Source organism: Pedobacter planticolens (genome assembly GCF_014172375.1).
GTDB lineage: Bacteria > Bacteroidota > Bacteroidia > Sphingobacteriales > Sphingobacteriaceae > Pedobacter > Pedobacter planticolens.
Genome location: NZ_WNXD01000002.1, coordinates 142,431 through 165,485 on the forward strand (window position 1 = coordinate 142,431; position 23,055 = coordinate 165,485).

Annotated in this window: 19 protein-coding genes; 8 read left to right on the forward strand and 11 right to left on the reverse strand. The window is 35.6% G+C overall.

What is annotated here, in order from left to right:
* Positions 1 to 49: 49 nt before the first annotated feature.
* The 5 genes from GM921_RS09335 to GM921_RS09355 all read right to left on the reverse strand — a co-directional run bounded on the left by GM921_RS09335 (position 50) and on the right by GM921_RS09355 (position 5,287).
* Positions 50 to 421 (reverse strand): hypothetical protein, encoded by a 372-nt coding sequence (locus GM921_RS09335; protein ID WP_182922380.1) that lies wholly within the window; start codon positions 419 to 421, stop codon positions 50 to 52.
* 17 nt (positions 422 to 438) lie between these two features.
* Positions 439 to 2,889: an outer membrane beta-barrel family protein gene (locus GM921_RS09340; protein ID WP_182922381.1), complete on the reverse strand. Its 2,451-nt coding sequence runs from the start codon at positions 2,887 to 2,889 to the stop codon at positions 439 to 441.
* Between the two features lie 106 nt (positions 2,890 to 2,995).
* The gene (locus GM921_RS09345) at positions 2,996 to 4,606 is read right to left on the reverse strand and encodes a PspC domain-containing protein (protein ID WP_182922382.1); all 1,611 of its coding nucleotides are present in this window, start codon (positions 4,604 to 4,606) and stop codon (positions 2,996 to 2,998) included.
* An 11-nt stretch (positions 4,607 to 4,617) separates the two neighbouring features.
* A complete protein-coding gene (locus tag GM921_RS09350) occupies positions 4,618 to 4,971 on the reverse strand; it encodes a PadR family transcriptional regulator (RefSeq protein WP_182922383.1) in 354 nt (117 codons plus the stop codon).
* A 28-nt stretch (positions 4,972 to 4,999) separates the two neighbouring features.
* The gene (locus tag GM921_RS09355) at positions 5,000 to 5,287 is read right to left on the reverse strand and encodes a hypothetical protein (protein ID WP_182922384.1); all 288 of its coding nucleotides are present in this window, start codon (positions 5,285 to 5,287) and stop codon (positions 5,000 to 5,002) included.
* Positions 5,288 to 5,733: 446 nt separating this feature from the next.
* Between GM921_RS09355 and GM921_RS09360 the strand changes: the two genes are divergently transcribed.
* Positions 5,734 to 5,895, forward strand: coding sequence for a hypothetical protein (locus GM921_RS09360; protein ID WP_182922385.1), 162 nt, complete (start codon positions 5,734 to 5,736; stop codon positions 5,893 to 5,895).
* A 9-nt stretch (positions 5,896 to 5,904) separates the two neighbouring features.
* On the opposite strand, the gene GM921_RS09365 is transcribed toward GM921_RS09360, so the two are convergent.
* Complete coding sequence (locus GM921_RS09365; protein WP_182922386.1) at positions 5,905 to 7,047, reverse strand: putative sensor domain DACNV-containing protein; 1,143 nt, start codon at positions 7,045 to 7,047, stop codon at positions 5,905 to 5,907.
* Between the two features lie 242 nt (positions 7,048 to 7,289).
* Between GM921_RS09365 and GM921_RS09370 the strand changes: the two genes are divergently transcribed.
* From GM921_RS09370 to GM921_RS09380, 3 genes are all read left to right on the forward strand, one after another.
* Positions 7,290 to 8,006, forward strand: a complete 717-nt coding sequence (locus tag GM921_RS09370; RefSeq protein WP_182922387.1) for a pirin family protein — start codon at positions 7,290 to 7,292, stop codon at positions 8,004 to 8,006.
* Between the two features lie 134 nt (positions 8,007 to 8,140).
* Positions 8,141 to 8,455, forward strand: a complete 315-nt coding sequence (locus GM921_RS09375) for a hypothetical protein (RefSeq protein WP_182922388.1) — start codon at positions 8,141 to 8,143, stop codon at positions 8,453 to 8,455.
* 473 nt (positions 8,456 to 8,928) lie between these two features.
* Complete coding sequence (locus tag GM921_RS09380; RefSeq protein WP_235969816.1) at positions 8,929 to 9,405, forward strand: hypothetical protein; 477 nt, start codon at positions 8,929 to 8,931, stop codon at positions 9,403 to 9,405.
* Positions 9,406 to 9,582: 177 nt separating this feature from the next.
* On the opposite strand, the gene GM921_RS09385 is transcribed toward GM921_RS09380, so the two are convergent.
* Positions 9,583 to 11,391, reverse strand: a complete 1,809-nt coding sequence (locus GM921_RS09385; RefSeq protein ID WP_182922389.1) for a M61 family metallopeptidase — start codon at positions 11,389 to 11,391, stop codon at positions 9,583 to 9,585.
* 144 nt (positions 11,392 to 11,535) lie between these two features.
* On the opposite strand from GM921_RS09385, the gene GM921_RS09390 reads away from it, so the two are divergent.
* From GM921_RS09390 to GM921_RS09405, 4 genes are all read left to right on the forward strand, one after another.
* Positions 11,536 to 12,654, forward strand: coding sequence for an efflux RND transporter periplasmic adaptor subunit (locus GM921_RS09390; RefSeq protein ID WP_182922390.1), 1,119 nt, complete (start codon positions 11,536 to 11,538; stop codon positions 12,652 to 12,654).
* Positions 12,655 to 12,800: 146 nt separating this feature from the next.
* Positions 12,801 to 15,929 carry an efflux RND transporter permease subunit gene (locus tag GM921_RS09395; protein ID WP_182922391.1) on the forward strand — a complete coding sequence of 1,043 codons (3,129 nt, stop codon included), beginning with the start codon at positions 12,801 to 12,803 and terminating at the stop codon, positions 15,927 to 15,929.
* Positions 15,919 to 17,232, forward strand: a complete 1,314-nt coding sequence (locus GM921_RS09400; RefSeq protein WP_182922392.1) for a TolC family protein — start codon at positions 15,919 to 15,921, stop codon at positions 17,230 to 17,232. Before GM921_RS09395 ends, GM921_RS09400 begins: the two co-directional genes overlap by 11 nt.
* An 18-nt stretch (positions 17,233 to 17,250) precedes the next feature.
* Positions 17,251 to 18,105: an N-acetylglucosamine kinase gene (locus GM921_RS09405; RefSeq protein ID WP_235969817.1), complete on the forward strand. Its 855-nt coding sequence runs from the start codon at positions 17,251 to 17,253 to the stop codon at positions 18,103 to 18,105.
* Positions 18,106 to 18,206: 101 nt separating this feature from the next.
* Here GM921_RS09405 and GM921_RS09410 read toward each other — a convergent pair whose 3' ends face one another.
* The 4 genes from GM921_RS09410 to GM921_RS09425 all read right to left on the reverse strand — a co-directional run bounded on the left by GM921_RS09410 (position 18,207) and on the right by GM921_RS09425 (position 23,048).
* On the reverse strand, positions 18,207 to 18,401 hold the full coding sequence (locus GM921_RS09410; protein ID WP_182922393.1) for a hypothetical protein: 195 nt from the start codon (positions 18,399 to 18,401) through the stop codon (positions 18,207 to 18,209).
* 1 nt (position 18,402) lies between these two features.
* Positions 18,403 to 19,920 (reverse strand): glycoside hydrolase family 10 protein, encoded by a 1,518-nt coding sequence (locus GM921_RS09415; RefSeq protein WP_182922394.1) that lies wholly within the window; start codon positions 19,918 to 19,920, stop codon positions 18,403 to 18,405.
* Positions 19,921 to 20,067: 147 nt separating this feature from the next.
* Entirely contained in the window at positions 20,068 to 21,630 is a 1,563-nt protein-coding gene (locus tag GM921_RS09420; protein ID WP_182922395.1) for a M20/M25/M40 family metallo-hydrolase, read from the reverse strand.
* Positions 21,631 to 21,776: 146 nt separating this feature from the next.
* Positions 21,777 to 23,048 carry a DUF1501 domain-containing protein gene (locus tag GM921_RS09425; protein WP_182922396.1) on the reverse strand — a complete coding sequence of 424 codons (1,272 nt, stop codon included), beginning with the start codon at positions 23,046 to 23,048 and terminating at the stop codon, positions 21,777 to 21,779.
* Positions 23,049 to 23,055 lie beyond the last annotated feature (7 nt).

Genomic DNA, 23,055 nt, shown 5'->3' on the forward strand with positions numbered 1-23,055 from the left:
CTCTGCCGCACCTAAATTTAACATAGAGACTGATGTTTCATCGGCCTTTTTAATTTTCGCTAATTACATCTTTAATACCCATACATAGTTCTTCCATCTTTTGATAAGAAGTAAAAGAGTTCTTTTGCTTCTTCACATCGATAACAATATAACCTGGTTCCGCTTTTAAATAAAACCGAGTGCTATCTGTTAGTACAACTTCCGAATTCAATTTACTTTTTTCAGTAGGGAAAAGATGATCATCTTTTAAAGTGCTTTCAATGTATGCTATTACTTTTGCGGTTTTCCTTTCGGGATAAGAAGCTTCAAAATTGTATGCCGCTTCTGTTTTTCTAACGCTAATAGATTGGTTAGATCCATTATAATTACATGCTGCTAGCATAGCGCAAATAAGTGCGATTAAATAAAGTTTATTTTTCATGTTGTTGTTTTTTAAAGTTAATTACTTCCTGCCCTACCTTTAATATCATCTGTTGCTGTGTTTCTATTTCTTGCAGATTTCACATTCTGATTTCCAAAAGCATAATTAACTGTAAACGCAGCTCTTCTACTTAAATAGTGATTAACAACATTTAAGTTCACGTTTTGATATTGCAATTTCCCTTCCCAATGGTTGGTTAAAAAGATATCATCCATGCTCAATCTAATTTTCAGTTTCTTATTCATCAGGCTTTTCTGAATACCAGCATTTACCGCATATTGCGTAATTGTAGTTTGCTCTACTCCACGTATGCTTGGCGAATTCAACCAAAAACTAACTTCCAATGAAAAGTTTTGAGGTAAAGTAAATGACTGATTAGTATTTAAATTATAAGCTACTTTATTAGCCGTATATTTTGCGCCTTCTAAATTGCCATCATCAAATTTCAAGAAAAACATACTTACGTTATTTTGCATTCTCCAAAACTTAGCCACCTTAACAGGGAAATATAAACTGGCAGAATAGGTTTGTGCTCTTCCTAAGTTTTTACGAATTACATTAATAATTCTTGTCTCTTCATTTTGCTGACTAATTTGAGTAATCATATCTCTAGTATCAGCATAATTTAAAGAGAATGATACTTCTTTATAGTTATACCCAACTTCAAAATTATAGGTGAACTGTGGTTTTAAGTACGGATTTCCTTCATCCAATGCATAAGGATCCATGTAAAAAACAAATGGATTTAATTGCTGATAATTTGGACGATCTACTCTTCTACTGAAAGAGTAATTAATGCTATTGTCTTTATTTAAGGTTTGGTTTACAAAAAATGTTGGGAAGATAGATAGATAATTTCTGTCCACTACTTTATTGCTCGTTACAGAATTACCATTAGAATGTGTGTATTCTGCTCTTAATCCTAATTGGATTTGCCATTTCTTCCATTCTTTAGCAAAGTTAGTATAGGCTGCATTAATGTTTTCTTTATAAATGAAGTTATTAGATTTTCCCACATCGTTTTGCCAAGCTCCACTTAAAAATTGTTCTGAAACTAACTCATTATGTGTAACTACATAACTACTTTTTAAACCTGCTTCTACTTTTATTGTTTTGTTTACTGCCCAGGTAAAATCAGATTTTGCAGCTACAACATCTATTTGAGCGTCAGTAAAGTTTCTTAAATCAGTGGTTTTGGTTAAAGACCCTGCGTTGTCTACATATTTCGCATTAAAATTATCATTCTTTTCATTACTAAAACCAGAGTAATCCGCATCGAAAGTTAAGTTTGTTCCTTCTTTATTAAAATCATGTTTTAGGTTAAAGTTTGCGGTAACATTTCCTACTGGAGAATTTGAAAGTGCCAATTGATTAACCGAATTAGTAGTTGCAACATTGTTTTGCATTTCATTAATATGTGTTTGACTAACATTATCCAGCTTGGTATTTATCGTATTTGCATCAACCATTACGCCAATAACTGTTTTATCAGACAGGTAATAATCTGCACCCAATTTACCCATGTAAGCAACACCTTTTGTATTTCTTAAAAAATTCTGATTAAAAGAACTTGCCAAACTACTGGTTAAAGTATTACGAAGTACGTTTGTTGTATTATAAGCTACTTTTCTATTAAAAGCACCTGTTCCAAAAACATTCCATTTGTTTACCCTATGGTTTAAAGTTAAACTCAAACCAACGCGATACATATCTTTCGGGAAATTAGGCATTACGCCTTGACCAGTATTTAATGATAAACTTCCGTTAGTACCAAAAGCCTTATTACGCTTTAGTTTAATATTTATAATTCCTGCTGCACCAGCAGCATCGTATTTTGAAGACGGATTGGTAATCAATTCTATCGTTGCAATTTGATCGCTACTCATATTGCTCAGCAAAGTAGTTACATCTGCACCAGATAAAAAGTTGGTTTTACCATCAATCATAACCGTAATACCCGATTTATTATTCAATTTAATCTGGTCATTTTGACGATCAATTGTAACTCCTGGTGCTTTCTCTAAAAGTTCCAACGCACTATTGCCCGATGAAACAATGCTACCTTCCACATTTAAAACCGTTTTATCTACTTTATGTTCTATATAAGGTTTTTTGCCTTGTATGGTAACTTCCTTTAGTTGTTTGGTTAAACTTTCTATTTTAATTGTCGGAAGTATTACATCTTGACTAACTACAAATTTTGCAGTTGTTGAATTTTTATATCCAACCATATTTATCAACAGTAGGTAATCTCCAGTTTTAACATCTTCTAAAACAAAACCACCATCTAAATCTGCCGATGCACTTTTAACAAGCGCACTATCTGGCAAGCTTACTAGTTTAACAATGGCGTACGGTACGTTTTCGGCTTTCTCATTTGTTATTTTGCCAGAAACTTTATTTAATTTTTGGGCAAAAGAAGCCCCGCACACCAAAAGGCATGTAATTAACACTAGTAAATTTTTCATGATTTCTCTGTTGTTGAGTTTATCAAATAGAGCAAAGCGAATGTGGCATTTAAATAGAGTTTCTTCGCTTTGCTCTGACCCGATAGCTATCGGCTGATAAAATTATTTAAGGTTGAGTTTCTTCTTGTGGTTTGTCCAATTCACTTTTACATTTTAAACCTTCTTCCGTCATTACCCATTCTCTGTATTCGCTATCTTTTTCATTATCTGTATTGCAAGAATAATAGTAGAATTGTAGGTAGTTGTAAATATTATCATTCAAAAATAGATGGGTGCCAACAGGTACTTTTAATGTAATATGTACTTCTTGGTTTCTCCAAATACTTTCTTTTTTCAAATCTAATCTCGGACTAAGCGTTAGTAATGAATCTGTTTGGGTGTATTTATAATTAATGTTTTGCGCATTTTGTAGTGCAACTTGGAATGTTTTCCCTTGCGATTCGTAGGTTTGTACCATCGTAGTTTTACTGTTCTCGCTTTTTATAATTTCTATACGCACATTACGTGGAACTCTAAAAGGATGATCGTCAGAGTCATCAACAATGATCCGTCTTCCAAAATCCATTTCGTTAATGCGATATGCTAAGCTATCATCTTTACTCAAAGCCATACTTTTATCTACATCAATTACATAGGTTGGATAAGTTTTTAACTCTATAGTTTGCACCAATTCTGCATGTTCTTGAAACTCTGATGAAATTTTAGCAGCATAATAAACTGTTGAAGAGACACCGATCAACCAGATAATTAATAAAGCAAAAGAAACTGTTTTATTAATTGCCATTCTATTAAAGGCAACTCTTACGGCAAATAAAACCAATGCCAACACCGGAATAAATAGGGTTACAAAAGCACCCAATACAATTTCACTTCTAAAACCTTGGTTTATGATAGATAAAGGAAAATAATCATACGCGTTCGAATCCCAGAAACCTAAAAATGCAGCTAAGCATATAATCAAACAAATCATCATACCAAAACCGCAAACAATAAATGAGCCTGCAATAATTCTCATAATTACTTTGCCCGTACCGCTTAAAAATTTGCCTAAAACGTCAATCAATTCGGTAATAAAGTTCCCTGAACGTTTAACCATTGGCCCAAGGTGTGCATTAGCAGATTTCATGTTTTCTTTAAAAGCAGCAAGCTCTTCATCAAAACTTCTTTGATAACCATACAAATTAGTTGCCTCACCTTTCATTGCCATTTTTTCTGATCTAGAAACCGCTCTTGGCATCGCAAACCATAAAATGAAATAAGCCAATATACCCGATCCGCCTAAAAATATCGACAAGAAAGCAATTAGTCTTACCCAACGGGCTTCTATATTTAAATAATGACCAACGCCTACGCAAACTCCAGCGATTACACCTTCATCTGTATCGCGATACAGTTTTTTATTACCAATGTGGTTTGTATATGGATTTGCTTTTGGAGCTTCTTCTTCATCCTCTGTCTGAAAATCTTGAACACGACCCATTTGTGCAATTACGCTCTGCACATCGGCCAATTCAATAACTTGCTTTTGAGCAGCTTGTAAAATTTCCGAAAACATTTCGGCAATGCGATTTTCAATATCCGTTACGATTTCAAAATCATCAGCATCTTTAGCAAAATGTTGTTTAATCTCAATCAGGTAAGTCGTTAATATCTCGTAGGCATCCTCTTCAATGTGAATGATGGAGTTACCAATATTTATTATAAGTGTCTTTTTCATGTTTGCTGTGTTTAATTTTGAGCGTCTGTTGGTTTAGTTGCACCATGCTGCGAAGTGGTAATGGCATAAGCCAATTCTTCCCAAGTGGTATCCAATTGTTTTAAAATCTGTTTGCCATCTTCGGTAAGCACATAATATTTACGTGGCGGACCAGATGTAGATTCAACCCAATTGTAACTCAACAATCCGTTGTTCTTTAAGCGGGTTAGTAAAGGATACAAAGTTCCTTCAACTACAAGTAGTTTTGCCTGCTTTAATTCGGCGATAATATCTGAGGCGTAAATTTCTCCTCTCGATATAATTAAAAGCACACAATATTCAAGTATGCCTTTTCGCATTTGTGTTTGCGTATTTTCTGCTATCATAAAACAAAGATATATGTTTCATATAGTATTATGCAATACATAGTACTATAATTATTTTATAAAATGATATAAAATACTGATAATCAATATAATAATTTTTAATGCCTTCAACTAAAAATTTGTAATCACCGGCATAATCTATAGATTTTGATAAATTTAGTGTACAAACACCACCTTGATTTAGGCAATTATTTGTCGTAGAAATTGGGTTAAACTGACATAAAATAAGTTCTCCTGTACGCTCGTCATTCCCAACTTGATTGGGAATCGTAATGCAATAGGAGGCCTTTTTACGCATTACGATTCCCGTTTTCACGGGAATGACGGTTTTGAGGAGACTAAAGAGTAAAATTCTGCATTGCTAAAGGTTAGGATGATAATCGTTCATAAAAAAAGAACCGTGTATACTTCAACCTGTTTAAGAAATAGTACAACAGAATTATAATATGTCAGTCTGAGCGTAGTCGAAGACTCAATTCGATTATCTTAAATTTAAAAAAGGTTCTCCTCCATGCTCGTCATTCCCAACTCGATTGGGAATCGTAATGCAGTAGCAGGCCTTTTTACGCATTACGATTCCCGTTTTCACGGGAATGACGCGTTTTATTGGAATGGCAATAAAGATTATGTTTCAGCTACGATCAGCAGGACAAAACCATCAAACTACACTAAGAAAAATAAAATTTTTCAACAATTTAATAGCTTCTTAATCATTGGCTTAAGTTTTGTAATAAGAAAAATATCCTATCAAAACATCATCCTATGATTATCAAATTACACCTACCAATTATCCATTATGCTAGGCATAAAGTGGTGAAAGTAGTCAGCCCATTAACACTAAAGGAAAGAGTTAGAACAGACCGTTTGGTAATGGTTCTGTTATACGTGATGGGAATTATTGGCGCTGTACTTTTTACTAATTAAATAGAAATTTTATAGCAATAGCGTATCAATTCGGTGAGCTTGCACCATATTTAAAGTGGGCGACCAGTTATAAACGGTAAAGTGTCCATCTTGTGAAGCCACCAAAGCTTGTGCATTTCTTTGATCAAATACGAATTGAGCAGCAGAAAGATGTCGAGTTCCTCCAATTTTTGCGGGATGAACAACCACCGCATCACCACCATTAATCGGTTCAGAAAAAGATAATTCCTGAATATGTCCGCTACTATTTGATCTGCCAGTTTTAGCACCAAATGCCAACAATTGATATTGATCCGTAATAATAGTTACGCCGTCAATTGCTGTTAATCCAGCTAAATGATCTACTTCTCTCTTTAACGCACTTTGCCAAAATATCTCACTCGCATCAGGTCTATCTTTATGCACTAAATCTGCCAAACCTTTAAAAGATGGGTTTAATGCATAACTAATAGGTTGAATTACCGAACACTCCCAGTCTTTTGTATCTTGAGGAACAACCAATAGCGCCCCTCCTCGCCCATGCGCCCGCATAGAAACTGCTAATTGAATTAAAATATTTGCAGAGTCATTCCAATAAGAATGTGCAGTTAAATCTAATAACGACATCAACATAGAAGGACAATCTGGGCTAGCCACACTTTTGTCTTCTACAATTTTAATCTGGTCGCCTTTTAATACTGCTACGTTGGTGTATTTGCCGAAGCCGTAAATTCTACGGTGTTTAATTACCAGTAGCGCTGGCTCCGAAACATCCACCACAAAACAATAGTTTGGAATATTTAAGGTAGTGCCCCAAATATGTAGGTTATACCCATCGTGCCATACACCAATATGAATACCACCACGCTCTACGCCTGGTGCCAATTTGGTTAATACATTTGGGTTTAAGGGTAATTTCTGATTAAAAAGTAAGGGTTTCCCTGCTTGTTCTGGTGGTAAAAAAGCAATAGATATTTTTGGAGAATGACCTTCTTCTTTGCGCAAGCTCGACCAAAAAGCAGCATCTAATATGGCTTCAATTACACGTGCAGGCGGCTGTGGGGCTAAATCTTGTTCGCCTTTGGCATTAGCTTCTGCTAAGTGTTTTGCAAAATGCAATTCTATTTTAGAAGCAACTAATTTAGCCGCTTGGTATGTTGCTCTATTTACCATTTCACTAAGTTATGTTTTTCGGTTTGCTTTTTAAGTTTTGTAGCTACTGTTTACATTTCATCGACTTTTTATTTTTTACCATATAGATTATTTCTTTTACCACAATAGGTACATAGAAAACACAGACTTTAATTCGCTTAACTATGTGTGCTATGTACCTATGTGGTTTAAGATTTCTTATCCTACATCAATATCTAATAACAGCTATGAGCTTATCTTTGTATCAATAAATTATAACAGTTATGGCACAAACAGTAGTACACAAAGCTAACACCCGAGGGGTGGCAGATCATGGTTGGTTAAAAAGTTATCAGAGTTTCAGCTTCGCTGGATATTACAATCCGGAACGCATTAATTTTGGTGCGTTAAGAGTTCTTAATGATGATATTGTAACTGGTGGAAAGGGCTTTGGAGAACATCCTCATGATAATATGGAGATTATTTCTATCCCGTTGGAAGGAGAATTACAACATAAAGATAGCATGGGAAACACGGCAACTATTAAAGCTGGAGAAATACAAGTGATGAGTGCTGGAACAGGAATTTATCATTCTGAATACAACCCTGATGCAACAAAACCTGCTAAGTTTTTACAAATTTGGTTGTTCCCCAACAAAAGAAATGTAACACCACGATACGATCAGATTGAAGTAAACACTGCCAATAAACAAAATGAGTTTGTGCAGATTTTATCGCCAAATAAAGACGATGCAGGGGTATGGATTTATCAAGATGCTTGGTTTAATTTAGCCAATTTTGATGCTAACACGACTAAAACTTATTCGTTTCATAAAGAAGGAAATGGTTTATATGTTTTTGTACTAAAAGGAAAAGTAGAAGTAAACGGTGAGGCTTTAGATACCAGAGATGGCTTTGGTATTTGGGATACGAATTCGGTTGAAATAAAAGCAATAGCTGATGCAGAGTTTTTGTTAATGGAAGTTCCGATGGAATTTTAATAAATACTTACCACGCTCGTCATTCCCGTGAAAACGGGAATCGTAATGCACTAAAAACCTACTATCGCATTAGGATTCCCAATCAAGTTGGGAATGACGGGCTAAAGGTTTATAACTAATTTAATTAAACAGAAATGCAACTCATTCAAATACTAATCATAGGCACTAATAAACCCATCATGGAAACCATTGCTAGGTTAATTGATAGAGATGGAATATGGCAAGCAACTATTGCTTTCTCTATAGATGATGCATTTGATGTTTGTTTACTAAAGGATTTTAAAATTGTACTTATTGGTGCTGGCATTGACGAAGATGAAGAATTGAAATTAAAAGCGCATTTAGTTAAAAGCAAACCAAACTTACCCATTGTAAAACATTACGGTGGCGGAAGCGGATTACTATTTGCAGAAATACATCAAGCTTTAAACAGCAACACCAAACACTAGTACAAAGCGGCTAAACAAAATAGTTTTTGACCTTTATTTTGTTCAGGATTTCACAGAAAATTCTCAATTGTAATATTACATTGAGCAAAAAGCATATAACAATGACCAATTGTTAACCGACAATGAGACTTTGTAGACCTACAATGAGGCTTTGTTAACCTACAATGAGGTTTTGTAAACCTACAATGAGGCTTTGTAGACCTACAATGGAGCTTTGTAAACCTACAATGAAGCTTTGTAGACCTACAACGTGGCTTTGTAGACCTACAATGAGGCTATGTAAACCTACAACGTGGCTTTGTAAACCTACAAAGAGACAAAAGCATATTACAATTGGCTACTATAAAGCCTAAATCTTGCTGCGTAAATAGCTTCTTATTCAAATAAAAATTTAAAAAATCTTCTTTAATCAAACACTACGGCACAAATCTTGTTATGTTGATGAAAACTATTTAATATATAATATTTGATTTATGAAAAAATTACTATTTACTTTAATTACTGGCGTTGCCATTTTAACAATGAGCACATCTACTGTGAAAGCTCAGTCTTACAAAAATGCTATTGGTGGTCGCTTTGGATCTGCTAATGGAATAAGTTTCAAAACTGGCTTAAACAAAAACGCCATGTTAGAGCTTATTGGAAACTTTAGAAGCAACAAAAACGTTGATTATCTGAGACTAACAGGTTTATATGAAGTATACAATCCTATTAATGGTGCTCCTGGCTTAACTTGGTATTATGGTGGCGGTGGTACAATTGGCTCTGTAAAAGTAAAAGGTTATGATGGCGATGTTTACTTAGGCTTAAACGGTGTTTTAGGTTTGGATTACAAGTTTAACGGTGCTCCAATCAATTTATCTTTAGATTGGATCCCAACTTTACAATTAACTCCTGATACTGATTTTTATAGCGGAGATGTTGGTTTAGGTGTACGTTTTACTTTTTAAGAACAAATAATTACACTCATAAAAAATCCCGTTAGGTAAAACCTAACGGGATTTTTTGTTTGCGTCATTCCCAACACTGCTCGTCATCCCCAACTTGATTGGGGATCGTAATGCAATAAGAGGTTTTTTTACGCATTACGGTTCCCGTTTTCACGGGAATGACGTTCTATCGATCGATTAATTACCAAACCATTTTTTGCGAACTGCCAATTGCAATGGAGTTGCATTTTCATTAATGGTGCTTATAAATCTTACGGCAGGGTTTGCTGTTAAGGTGATGTCTAAATCCTTTTTAAGTCCATCTCTTACAATGCTTACCTTAATTACATCTCCAACTTTTTTGCTGGTAATTTGGCTCATTTTTTCTAACGCCATTTCAGCAGGTGCGCCATCAATAGTAACTACTTCGTCGTTCACGTTTAAGCCACCGTTCCAAGCACCAGAACCACGACTAACACTACCAATAATAACTTTACCAGTTCCTACTGAAGTTCTTGCAACACTAGCGCCTAAATAAGGGATGCTTTTGCCTTCGTTCTCATTCACTACATTAATACCTGCATAGGCAAAATATTTAGCATACTCAATATCTACTGTACCGGTAACATATTTATCCCAGAAGTTAGTAAAACTGATACCGCTTACTTTCTCTACCATTGCTTTAAATTCTGCATCAGTATAGCCACGTTTTAAAGTTTTGCATTGTAAATACATTGCCTTCATTACATCATCTAAACTTTTAGCACCTTTTGTAGCATTGATAATTTCTAAATCCATTAAATTACCTATTACTTGTCCTTTCGAATAATAAGAGATAAAGGTGTTATTCCCGTTTTCTGATGGACGATACGCTGGATTAATCCATGCATTGAAACTAGATTCTGCAGCAGAGTTAATTTTGGATCCTGGCGTATTCATTACCGTACCAATGCCGCCTAAATTAGCATTCACAAAACCTTCTGGATTAATTAAACCTGCTCTTAACATCACTTTGTTTGGATAATACGAAGTAAATCCTTCTGCAATCCAAAGGTTTGTGGTGTAGTTTTCATTCTCATAATCAAATGGGCCTAAGGCAATAGGGCGTAATCTTTTCACATTCCATAAATGGAAATATTCATGTGCAACTAAACCTAAGAAACCTTGATATCCTCTTTCACTACTGTATGCATTTCTGCTTGCACCTAAAACAGTAGAATTTAAGTGTTCTAAACCACCTCCACCTTGTGCGTAATTATGTACAATGAATGTATAATGTTTGTTCGGGTTTTCGCCAAAAACAGCAGTTTCTTGTTCAACTATTTTAGCCATGTCTACTTTTAGGCGCTCTTTATCGTAGTTGCCACCACCATACATAGCTACTTCATGTTTTACACCCGCAGCTGTAAACTCAAATATATCTTGATTACCAACTTCTAGTGGGCTATCGTACAAAATATCAAAATCTGGTGCAGTGTAAGTGAATTTTTGTCCAGCTACTGGTTCTAAACCTGTACTTACTTTATCCCATCCTGTAAACGGAATAATTTTTACAGTACTCGGTGTTTTTATCATCCCGGCAGGGAACATAAAAATATTTGCCGACGATAAGAATGCATGAGAAGCATCGATAAATGCCGTACGTACCGAAATTTCGAAAGCATATACACGGTAATTAATTTTTACAGCATTTGCTTTAGCAGTGTAAACTCTCCAGGTATTTTTATTTACTTTTTCTGCTTTAACAGCTTTACCACCAACTGTAGCGCCAAAACCTTCTACGCTTTTAGCAAATTCACGTACCAAATAAGAACCTGGTGTCCATACTGGCATTTTTACATCTACATAATTTTTAGTGGCAATACCTGCCATGTTCATCTCTACTTCTGCGTAGTGCGCTTGTGGCTCTGTAAAGCTTACTTGAAAAGCTATTTTAACTTGTGATTTGGCCGCCATAGTTATGGATAGGAATACAATTAATCCGAAAATTGATTTTTTTATAAACATAGTTGAAATCTTTTAACGCAAAAATAGAACTTCTTGCTTTTTTAGGAAGCTAAATTAATTAATAAGCTGTAACATATTAAGTACATCATCCTATAAAGGAAACAATTAAATATTTTTGTACGTTATCCAAATCATAAAACACATATGAAGATCAGATATATCATTTATACCCTTCTCGCTTTAGGGTTAGCTTATTTAATATACTATAGAATTTCTGAAAACAAAAAAATTGAAGGCAGCGGCGGACCAAAAGGTGGAAAGGGTGCAAAAGACGGAAAAGGTGGCGGCGGCGGTGGTTCTTCTTTATCTGTAGATGGTATTGTAGTTAAAACCAGTTCTTTTACCAACGATTTAGAAATTACAGGTACCATAGAAGCCAACGAATCTGTTGTGTTACGTAGCGAGGTTTCTGGCTTGGTAACTGGCATCTATTTTAAAGAGGGAACCAATGTGAACAAGGGTGCTGTTTTATTAAAAATTAACGATAAAGATATTCAGGCGCAATTGCAAGATGCATTGACTAAACAAAACTTATCGGCCACTAGCGAAAACAGAGCAAAACAATTGCTACAAAAAGGTGCTATCAGTCAGGAAGAATATGATATTGCTTTGGCGAATTTAAAATCGTTAAAAGCACAAGCACAAATTGTACGAGCACAATTAGCTAAAACTACCATCGTAGCTCCTTTTAGTGGAAAAATAGGTTTGCGTTCTATTTCTGTTGGTGAATATTTAACACCAGCTACAGTAATTGCCAATCTTTTAAGTACTAATCCTGTTAAGATTAACTTCTCGGTACCAGAAAAATACATTGGTCAGATTAAATTAAACTCCGAAATTTCTTTTACTACCGATGGGTCTGACAAACATTTTAAAGGAAAAGTATTTGCCATAGAACCAGGCATCAATCAACAAACCCGAACCATGCAACTAAAAGCGTTAGCGCCAAACCCAAACAATGAACTTTTACCGGGTTCATTTGCAAAAGTTAAACTAGCACTTACTACACAAGAGAATGCTATTTTAATACCAACACAAGCAATTATTCCAGTTTTAAACGGAAAAATGGTATACATCAGTAAAGATGGAAAAGCAAAACAGGTTAAAGTAGAAGCGGGTACACGTACTGCCGATAATATTGTAATTACTTCGGGCTTAAACGTTGGCGATACTGTATTAACTACGGGCGCAATGTCATTAAAACCAGATGCAGATGTGAAAGTTAAAATAGCCGGCAGTAAAAAGAAAGATGCTGTTCATTAGGCATAATCATTAGTTCATTAGCTCATTGGTTCATTAGGCTAAGCAATCTAACCAATGAACAATTGACACGAATGAACTAATGAACCATTGAACTAATGACACAAGTGAACTAATGACACAAGTGAACTAATGAACGAATAAAAATAATGAGTATATCAACCACAAGTATAAAGCGACCGGTTCTTGCAATTGTAATGAACTTACTAATTCTCCTGTTTGGGGTAATTGGTTACAACTTTTTAGGGGTTCGTGAATATCCATCTATAGATCCAACGGTTGTTTCGGTGCGTACCTCCTATCCTGGTGCAAACTCAGATATTATTGAATCTCAAATTACCGAACCTTTAGAAAAATCTATCAACGCTATTGATGGAATTAGAAATATTTCATCCTCAAGTAATCAGGGTACAAGTAACATTACCATAGAATTTGATTTAGGTAAAAATATTGAAGAAGCAGCTAACGATGTTCGCGATAAAGTTTCTCAAGCTGCTCGTAGTTTACCAAAAGATATAGATGGTTTACCCGTAGTAAGCAAAGCTGATGCAAATTCGGACAACATTCTCTCTATGACTATACAAAGTGATAAGAGAAGCGTAACGGATTTAAGTGATTTTGCCGAAAATGTAATTGCAGATAGAATTCAAACCATCCCTGGTGTAAGTAGCGTGCAAATTCAGGGGCAACGTAAATATGCCATGCGTGTTCGCATAGACCCTAATAGATTGGCTTCTTATGGCTTAACATCTCAAGATATTGTAGCTGCGCTTGATAAAGAAAATGTAGAATTACCTTCGGGAAAATTAACCGGCGCAACAACCGAACTTACAGTTAAAACTTTAGGTAAATTAACCACTGCAGACGAGTTTAATAACCTAATTATTAAAAGCGATAGCAACAATGTAGTTAAACTGCAAGATATTGCTTTAGTAGAAATGGGTTCTGAAAACGAAGAAACTGTACTTCGCGAATCGGGGAAACCGATGGTAGCTGTTGCTATTATTCCTCAACCTGGGGCAAACTATTTAGATATTAGCAAAGAGTTTTATAAACGCTACGATAAATTAAAGGCAGATATGCCAAGCGATATTAAATTAAATGTTTCGCAAGACAGTACTATTTTCATTAAACAATCTATTACTGAGGTTGCCGAAACTATTTTACTATCGTTACTATTGGTAATTTTAATTATCTACTTGTTTTTTAGAGATTGGGCAATTGCATTACGACCTTTAATTGATATTCCAGTATCGCTGATTGCCACGTTTTTTATCATGTACATTTTTGGGTATTCCATTAATGTATTGAGTTTATTGGCTATTGTACTCGCCACAGGTTTGGTGGTAGATGATGGTATTGTAGTTACCGAAAACATCTTTAAAAAGGTAGAAGAAGGCTACTCGCCTATTGAAGCTGCCATTAAAGGTTCTAATGAAATTTTCTTTGCTGTTATTTCTATTTCAGTAACGTTGGCCGCGGTATTTTTACCCGTAATCTTTTTGCAAGGCTTTGTTGGGCGACTGTTTAGGGAGTTTGGGGTGGTAATTGGTGCCGCTGTATTAATATCGGCGTTTGTATCGCTAACCTTAACGCCAATGTTAAATGCTTACTTGATGAAAAAGGGCGGGCATACACCATCTAAATTTTACAGTTTTACCGAGCCTTATTTTGTAAAATTAAATGAGAGTTATAAATCTAATTTAAATGCATTTTTAAATAGAAGATGGTTAGCCATTCCAATTATTGTAGTATGTACGGGTTTAATAGTTTTGTTTTGGAATTTATTACCAAAAGAAACTGCTCCTTATGATGATAGAAGTGCCATAAACGTAAACGTATCCACACCAGAAGGTTCGTCATTTGCGTATACGGATAAGTTTATTTCTAAGTTGAGCCAAATGGTAGCGGATTCCATTCCAGAGAAAAAAGTAAACATTACCATTACTTCTCCAGGTTTTGGCGGTGCGGGTGCTACCAACTCTGGTTTCATGAGAATGGGTTTAACAGATCCTTCAGAAAGAAAGCGTAGTCAAAAAGACATTGCCGATAAACTAACTAAAATCACTAAAAAATATTCGGAAGGTAAAGTAACCGTAAACCAGCAACCTACTATTTCTGTTGGCAGACGTGGTGGCTTACCAATCAGTTATATTTTACAAGCTCAAAACTTTGAGAAGTTACGTGAGAAAGTTCCTTTGTTTATGGATGAGGTTTCTAAAGATCCTACTTTCTCAACATCAGATGTTAACCTTAAATTTAACAAGCCCGAAATTAATTTAACTATTGATAGAGATAAGGCTAAAAATTTAGGCGTTTCTATTGTAGATATTGCCCAAACCTTACAACTAGGTTTAAGCGGTCAACGTTTTTCTTATTTCTTTATGAATGGAAAACAATATCAAGTAATTGGTCAGTTTGATGTAAGTGACCGTAAAGATCCTTTAGATTTAAGTTCGGTATATGTAAGAAACGATAAAGGAGAATTGATACAGTTAGATAACCTAGTTACTGCGAAAGAAGAAAGTAGTCCGCCGCAATTGTATAGAAACAACCGTTTAATATCAGCAACGGTATCTGCTGGTTTAGCACCAGGAAAAAGTATTGGAGATGGAATTAAAGCCATGGATGATATTGCTGCAAAAGTATTGGATGAAACGTTTACCACCGATTTAAGTGGGGAATCAAGAGATTTTCAAGAAAGTTCATCTAACACCATGTTTGCTTTTAGCTTAGCATTGGTATTGGTTTATTTAATTCTTTCGGCACAGTTTGAAAGTTTTAAAGATCCGATTATTATTATTTTAACAGTACCAATGGCAGTTGCAGGTGCATTTTTATCCCTCTGGTTATGTGGCCAAAGTTGGAATATTTTTAGTCAGATTGGTACGATTATGCTGATAGGTTTGGTAACTAAAAATGGTATTTTAATTGTAGAGTTTGCCAATCAGTTAAAAGAGCAAGGTAAATCTGTACATGATGCGATTAGAGAAGGAGCTGTTTCGAGGTTAAGACCAATTTTAATGACAAGTTTAGCCATCGCCATTGGCGCATTACCTATTGCTATGGCTTTGGGTGCAGCTGCAAAAAGCCGTATGAGTATGGGTATTGTAATTGTAGGCGGAACGTTATTCTCGTTGGTTTTAACGTTGTTCGTTATCCCAGCTATCTATTCGTATTGGAGTAAAGAACATAAAGAGAATAAAGATTTAACAGATTCATTAAATTCAGCATTGGCTGATGAAGCAAGAGAGAAAGAATTAAATAATGAAAACTAAGCACTTTATATTTTTTATCGCCCTATGGCTCGCTAGTGCAAATAGTGTGTTTGCCCAAGAAAAATTAAGCCTGCAAGATGCTATTGGTATCGCTTTGCAAAACAATTACGACATTAAATTAGTAAACAACAATGTTGCCATTGCCAAAAACAATGTGAATTTAGGCAATGCAGGCATATTACCTGTTGCAGTTGGTAGTTTTAGTACTGGCGGAAGCAGACAAAATACAGTTCAAACTCAATCTACCGGTACGCAAAGAAAAACCGATGGCGCTAGAAGTACAAACATGTCGTATGGTGTGGGTTTAGATTGGACCATTTTTGATGGTTTTAGAATGTTTGCCAATTACGATCGATTAAAAACATTAGAGCAACAAGGACAAATCAATCTTAAAGCACAAATATTAACCACAGTTTCTAGCGTAATTACAGGGTATTACAATTTGGCTAAACAACAGCAATTGGTGTTAGCATCAGATAGCGCAATGGATGTTTCTGATCTTCGCTTAAAAATTGCTAATAATAAGCTAGAGCTTGGTCGCGGTTCTAAATTAGATGTGCTTTCTGCCAAAGTAGATTACAATACCGATACCTCAACTTATTTACAACAAAAAAATCTTTTGGTTACGTATATGGTGACTTTAAACCAATTGATGGCTAGAGATGTAAACATTAGGTTTTCGGTTAACGATCAGATTGATATTGATAAAAACTTAAACTACACTGAACTTGTTGGACAAACAGAACAATTAAACCCTGATTTGCAAAATGCTTTTATCAATAAAAAAATTGCTGAATTAACTTTAAAACAAGTTAAAGCGGGAAGATATCCTCAAGTAAGTTTAAACAGTGGTTATGAATTTAATCGCAGTACCACGCCAACTGGCTTTAACACCAGTCTTAGAGCTAATGGGTTAACCTATGGCTTAACGGCAAGCATAAATATATTTAATGGCTTTTTGCAAAGACAAAATGAACGCAATGCGAAAATTGAGATTAGTTCATCAGAATTGACCTTAACTAAAACCAGACAAGACATTATTGCGCAATTAACTTCGGCTTATCAAAATTATAGCACTTACTTAGAATTAGTTAAACTAGAACGTGGAAACGTTGATATTGCTAGACAAAATTTAGATATCACTTTAGAAAAATATCGCTTAGGAAGTATTGCTCCATTGGAGCTTAGAGAGGCTCAAAGAAATGCTTTAGATGCGAATAGTAGGTATTTAGAAATCCAATATCAAGCTAAATTGGCAGAAATTGCATTAAAAGAGTTAAGCGGCACTTTAAATATTCAATAAGATTACTATTTTTAGCGCATGATTTTAGTTGCAGATAGCGGTTCGTCCAAAACAGACTGGATGGCCTACAGCCCAAACCACACAATTAAGTTTAGCACACAAGGGATAAATCCTTATTTTGTGAATGCCCAAGACGTGGTTAAAATTCTTTCTAAAAACAAAGATATTTCTGCATACGCAAATATGATGAAAGAAGTATATTTCTTTGGTGCGGGCTGCTCATCTCCAGATAAACATGAAACTATTTCTAATGGACTTTCCACTTTTTTTCCAAATGCATTTATTAGTGTAGACCACGATTTGATTGGTTCTGCTTATGCAACTTGCGGCGATAAAAAAGGATTAACCTGCATTTTGGGTACTGGTTCTAACATTTCTTATTACGACGGAACTAGTGTACACGCTGGCAAACATGGTTTAGGTTATGTACTAGGCGATGAAGGTTCTGGTACATATTTCGGTCGAAAAGTATTGGTTTCTTACCTATACAACACCATGCCCGAAGAGCTGAGCAAAGCCTTTGCAAAAGATTTTGAGGTAGATAAAGACAGTGTAATTACCAATATTTATCAAAAGCCTTTCCCTAACTCTTATTTAGCAGCATTTAGTCGCTTTATGGTTGGGCACAAAACCCATCCTTTTATTCAGCAAATACTAAAAGATGGTTTTCAAGAATTTATAGATACCAATATTAAAGACTATAAAACCTACAAAACCCTCGAATGTCATTTTGTAGGTTCCATTGCTTTTTATTATCAAGATGAATTAAGAGCTGTTTTTGCAGAGAATAACATTAAAGTTGGCAAGGTTTTACAGAAACCTATTGAAGGTATTTTTGAATACATCCTTAAAAAAGAAGGAATAACTGCTTAGCTTGCAACTCAGTTAGGCATTTGTCATCCTGAGCTTGTCGAAGGATTTATCTAGCGGGTCTTCGACAAGCTCAGACTGACATGGTTTATTAAAAGAAAAACTTACTTCTCATCTACCTCGTAGTCTTTAAAAGCCCAATTCCCTTTGGCATCCTTTTCATAACTCACTTTATAATTTGAAGAAGGCGGAATGGTAAAGTGAAAACTCAGCTTTTGTTCTGCAGCATCTTTCGGAATAAAATGTTCCATAATAGAATTAGCTGTAGCTTCAATTTGTTCTTTCGAATGTTTTTTCATGTTAGTTCCCTTGCCCAATTAAATACTCGTGAAACTCACTTTCATTCCCAGTTCTATCAACAGCAGTAACTCCAAATGCAGTAAGCAATAATTTATCTTTAATGTTCGCTGATTTACTGATCGCCACTAACACATCTAGGCTACTATCGTTACGGTTCATAATGCGATAATTCCATTTATCACCATATTTATAATACACAATCCATCTAAACACATCGCTCTTTTCTGGATGATTCCATTTAATTTGCCATAGCGAATCTTTAGGTGCAACAGTTACAATAGGCATATCAGGTGCTTTTTTATCCAACCATTCACTAGCTGGCACTATCGCTTCTTTTTTATATGGCCCATCTACTAATCCTTGTCTCAGTTTTTCATGTTTTACTAAACCAGCAATGCTCCAATGCAGTGCACCTTTACTGTTTGGCAACATCCCTCTGGTAATCATAATTTGATTAATCACTTCATCAACATTCTTATCATCGCCACCTAAACCAACATTCATACCTGGCCACAAATGTCTGCCTTTTGTATTTTCAGATTGCCACCAACCTAATAATACTGGTAAACTATGCGGAATATCGTTTACTTTCCAATACAGTTGAGGACTGAAATAATCTATCCAACCTTTGTTTAACCATAATTTAGCATCCGCATATAATTTATCATATTGATCATATCCTTCAATAGATTCAGGGTAACCTGGTCGCCAAATACCAAATGGACTAATACCAAATTTTACATACTTCTTCTCCGCTTTAATTTCTTTATAAATACGCTCTATAAAAGTATTTACACTCTCCCTTCTCCAATCGCCTCTCGATAATTTACCACCACCTTGTTGATAAGCAGTCCAACTTTGGTCATCAGGAAAATCGGCACCGCCATTATAAGAATCATACGGATAAAAATAATCGTCAAAATGAACGCCATCAATATCATAACGTTTCACAATATCTCTTACCACCGCAGCCGAATGATCTTGCACTTCTTTTTTCGATGGATCCATCCAGTATTGTCCATCTTTTAATTTAACCACTAATTCTGGTCTTGATTTTACAATGGAAGTTGCACTTTCTTCTCCACCAGATGTGTGATGGGCACGATAAGGATTTAACCACACATGTAATTCTAATCCGCGATCGTGTGCTGCTTCTACCCAAAATTGCAATGGATCATAATAAGGTTCTGGTGCTTTACCTTGTTCGCCTGTTAAAAAATACGACCAAGGTTCTAAATCACTTTTATACAAGGCATCTGCCTGAGGTCTGATTTGCAAAATGGCTGCATTGAAATTTAGTTTTTTCAATAAATCTAGCAATGCGATGGCTTCTTGTTGTTGTTCAGCAGTGCTTAATCCTGGTTTACTTGGCCAATTGATATTAGCTACAGTTGCAATCCAAGCGGCTCTAAATTCACGCATTGGTTTTGGTGGGTTATTTTTTACATCGTTTTGAGCTAAACAAAGTTGAAAGCATAATAAAACGAATGAAACAAGTAGTGTAGATTTTTTAAACATGATAGATTCTTTTTCAAATGGTTATCGGTTGGTGTCTCACCGACCGAAACTCATATCAAATTTGTCACGTTGAGCTTGTCGAAACGCCTTCTATTACAAAGGGTCTTCGACAAGTTCAGACTGACAGTTCTTTAGTTTATTTACAATTTAATTTAAACCACCTTTGCGGTTTGCCTTAACTGGGGCTGGCCAAACACCAGGCTGACCAGTACGTTGGTTAACTGGCAAAACAGCTTTCTCATTAGATGTTCTTTCTGGATCTTCGCTAGCCATGTAAACTAATATCGCCGCTAAAATTGCATTGTTTCTCACTTCATCAAATACAACTTTATCGTACGTATCACGATTAGTGTGCCAAGTATAACTGAAATAATCCCAAGGTAATGCGCCTAAAGAAAAGCCTAATGCTCCAGCTGCAACAAATGAGGCATTATCAGAACCACCACCACTTGGAGTGCCAGGGAAACTTGTTTTGATTTGATTTTTAATGGTATCAGGAACTGCAGCTAACCATCTAGGTAAAAAGTCTTGCGCTTTTGCAAAACCTGCACCACCAATATTAACTACTCTTCCAGTACCATTATCTTGGTTAAATAAGGCTTGTAAGTTGTTTACAATTTCTGGATGATCTTCTACAAAAGCTCTTGAACCGTTTAAGCCTTGTTCTTCGCTACTCCAATGCCCAACTAAAATTGTTCTCTTAGGATTTGGATAGAATTTTTTCAACAAACGCATCGTTTCCATCATCATAATAGTACCTGTTCCATTATCAGTTGCACCACTAGATGCATCCCATGAATCAAAGTGAGCTGATAACATTACATACTCATTTGGTTTTTCTGTACCTTTTATTTCTGCAAACGTATTAAAAGTTGGTACTACACCTAACTCTTTAGATTCTGATTGAATTTTAAGGTTCGGTTTGTTTCCACTTTCTGCTAAGCGATACACTAAGCCATAATCTTCAACAGATAAATCTACCGTAGGAATTTTAGTTGTATTGGCACCAAACACTTTATCTACTCCCCAACCTGCACTCCAGTTGTTGATGATGATACCAGCAGCACCAGCTTTTTCTATCGCCAAAGCTAAATTTTTAGCATTTAAACCCGTTTTAGCTAATCTATCTCTCCATGCTTTTGCAGCATCGTCTTTATCTTTTTTAAATTTCGCTAAGCCATCCTTCGTAGAAAAATCTTCGAAGTTTTTATCTGGTCTGCCAGAAATTTGAGCTTGGGAAATTAATACCAATTTGCCTTTTACATTGGGCAACCAGTTTACAAAAGCCATTGAATCTGCAACTAATGGCAATACAATTGCTTCGGCGTTAATACCTTTCCCTTTAGTTGATGGGCTCCATGCTAATTGTGTGCCTTCTAAAGTTCTTAATCTTGGGCTTGTTAAATCAATATGGGTAATTCCTCTTTCCCAACCACGCCATTCGCCCCATTTCTCAGTTTTGGCTGAGATGCCCCAATCGCTATATTTTTTAACTGCCCAATCTCCTGCTTGTTTCATTTGCGGTGTTCCAACTAATCTTGGGCCAACTACATCAAATAGTTCGTGAGCTAATTTTTCTAATTGTGAGTTTTCAGTTGCTTCTTTAGTAACATTTGCCACAAAGGCTTCTTTGGTTTGTGCAAAAGTTAAACTGCTGCTCAGCATTGCTGCTACAAACAGCAACAATTTAGATTTTTGGGTAGTTTTCATTTTATAAGTTTTGTTAGTTTATTTCCTGTTTGAAAGATAAGAATTGCATTAGTTTTAATCAATAATCATCAAATAAGTTACAACAAAAAATGGCTCGTAATTACACGAGCCATCTCTAAATATTAAGAACTAAATACGATATACTTTTAAACTCCTCTCATCACTCCAATCTGTTTCCCTTTCCAATCTGGGAACAAGATAGTATCGTTATGAATACCCAAATGTTTATCTGCTACTTCGCTAAACACGGCTCTAAAATCGGTCGTTACCGCTAAATCTCTTCCATCTTCTAAGTTTTCTTTAGCTAAGGGATTCATTAATCCATGAACCAAGCCACCGCTTACGCTATTGCCTAAAATGAAATTACAAGAACCACGACCATGATCTGTACCACCAGTTCCATTTTGAGCAACGGTACGTCCAAATTCTGTCATAGTCATTACGGTTACTTCGTCTTGATATTTACCCATATCTGTCCAAAAAGCCATGATGCTGTTGCTCAAATCATTTACATTGCGGGCAAAGATCCCAGTGTCTGTACCTTGATTAAAGTGTGTATCCCAACCTCCAGATTCTGCAAAGGCAACTTCCATGCCTACATCCATTTTAATTAATTGGGCAATTTGTTTTAATGAATTACCTAATGCGGTAGCTGGATAAACAGCATTATATTCTGGTTTGTAATCTTTAACATTCGTTTTTTGCAACATCTTCATGGCATCGAAACTTTCTTTACCAGTGTTTTTTAGTAAGCCCGATGAAGTTTGATCGTACAAATCTTCAAAGCTTTTTGAAGCCATATTGGCACCTGCTTGATTTCCTCTTAATTGAATATTAAAATCTGCCAAATTATTGATTGCAACTGCTGGATTATCGCCATAAAATGATCTTGGCAATGATGAAGTTAAGCTCACTGCTTGTAGAGGAGTTGCCGCTTCATGACCTAACAAGCCAACTGCACGATTTAACCAACCGCTTGCCGTTCCTTTATTAAATGGCGTTCCAGATTCCATAAAATCTTGTGCATCAAAGTGAGAACGTGTATTATTTGGCGATCCAATACCGTGTACAATTCCCAGTCGTTTTTCGCGAAACATAGGTTCAAAAGCACTCATTGATGGGTGTAAACCAAATCTACCATCTAAATCAATTAATGATTTTTGGTTTCCGCCTTGCGCAGCTGACATGAATAAGTTTGGTCGAACTGCTTTTAAATATTGATCGGTAAAAGGTGTTACTGCCATTAACCCATCCATTGCACCTCTTTGAAAGATGCAAACCATTATTTTTTTCTTTTTAAATAAGCCTGGCGCTACCGTTCCAGCAACAGCATCAGCTAAAAACCCTGGTATGCCTCCTAAACTTATTCCAAATAAGGCTAAGCCTCCAGCTTTGATAAATCCTCTTCTTGAAGTCATGATAAAT

Coding starts and splice junctions, on each gene's coding strand:
- GM921_RS09335 (WP_182922380.1), bottom strand. CDS start 421: ATGAAAAATAAACTTTATTTAATCGCACTTATTTGCGCTATGCTAGCA.
- GM921_RS09340 (WP_182922381.1), bottom strand. CDS start 2,889: ATGAAAAATTTACTAGTGTTAATTACATGCCTTTTGGTGTGCGGGGCT.
- GM921_RS09345 (WP_182922382.1), bottom strand. CDS start 4,606: ATGAAAAAGACACTTATAATAAATATTGGTAACTCCATCATTCACATT.
- GM921_RS09350 (WP_182922383.1), bottom strand. CDS start 4,971: ATGATAGCAGAAAATACGCAAACACAAATGCGAAAAGGCATACTTGAA.
- GM921_RS09360 (WP_182922385.1), top strand. CDS start 5,734: ATGATTATCAAATTACACCTACCAATTATCCATTATGCTAGGCATAAA.
- GM921_RS09365 (WP_182922386.1), bottom strand. CDS start 7,047: ATGGTAAATAGAGCAACATACCAAGCGGCTAAATTAGTTGCTTCTAAA.
- GM921_RS09370 (WP_182922387.1), top strand. CDS start 7,290: ATGGCACAAACAGTAGTACACAAAGCTAACACCCGAGGGGTGGCAGAT.
- GM921_RS09375 (WP_182922388.1), top strand. CDS start 8,141: ATGCAACTCATTCAAATACTAATCATAGGCACTAATAAACCCATCATG.
- GM921_RS09380 (WP_235969816.1), top strand. CDS start 8,929: ATGAAAAAATTACTATTTACTTTAATTACTGGCGTTGCCATTTTAACA.
- GM921_RS09385 (WP_182922389.1), bottom strand. CDS start 11,391: ATGTTTATAAAAAAATCAATTTTCGGATTAATTGTATTCCTATCCATA.
- GM921_RS09390 (WP_182922390.1), top strand. CDS start 11,536: ATGAAGATCAGATATATCATTTATACCCTTCTCGCTTTAGGGTTAGCT.
- GM921_RS09395 (WP_182922391.1), top strand. CDS start 12,801: ATGAGTATATCAACCACAAGTATAAAGCGACCGGTTCTTGCAATTGTA.
- GM921_RS09400 (WP_182922392.1), top strand. CDS start 15,919: ATGAAAACTAAGCACTTTATATTTTTTATCGCCCTATGGCTCGCTAGT.
- GM921_RS09405 (WP_235969817.1), top strand. CDS start 17,251: ATGATTTTAGTTGCAGATAGCGGTTCGTCCAAAACAGACTGGATGGCC.
- GM921_RS09410 (WP_182922393.1), bottom strand. CDS start 18,401: ATGAAAAAACATTCGAAAGAACAAATTGAAGCTACAGCTAATTCTATT.
- GM921_RS09415 (WP_182922394.1), bottom strand. CDS start 19,920: ATGTTTAAAAAATCTACACTACTTGTTTCATTCGTTTTATTATGCTTT.
- GM921_RS09420 (WP_182922395.1), bottom strand. CDS start 21,630: ATGAAAACTACCCAAAAATCTAAATTGTTGCTGTTTGTAGCAGCAATG.
- GM921_RS09425 (WP_182922396.1), bottom strand. CDS start 23,048: ATGACTTCAAGAAGAGGATTTATCAAAGCTGGAGGCTTAGCCTTATTT.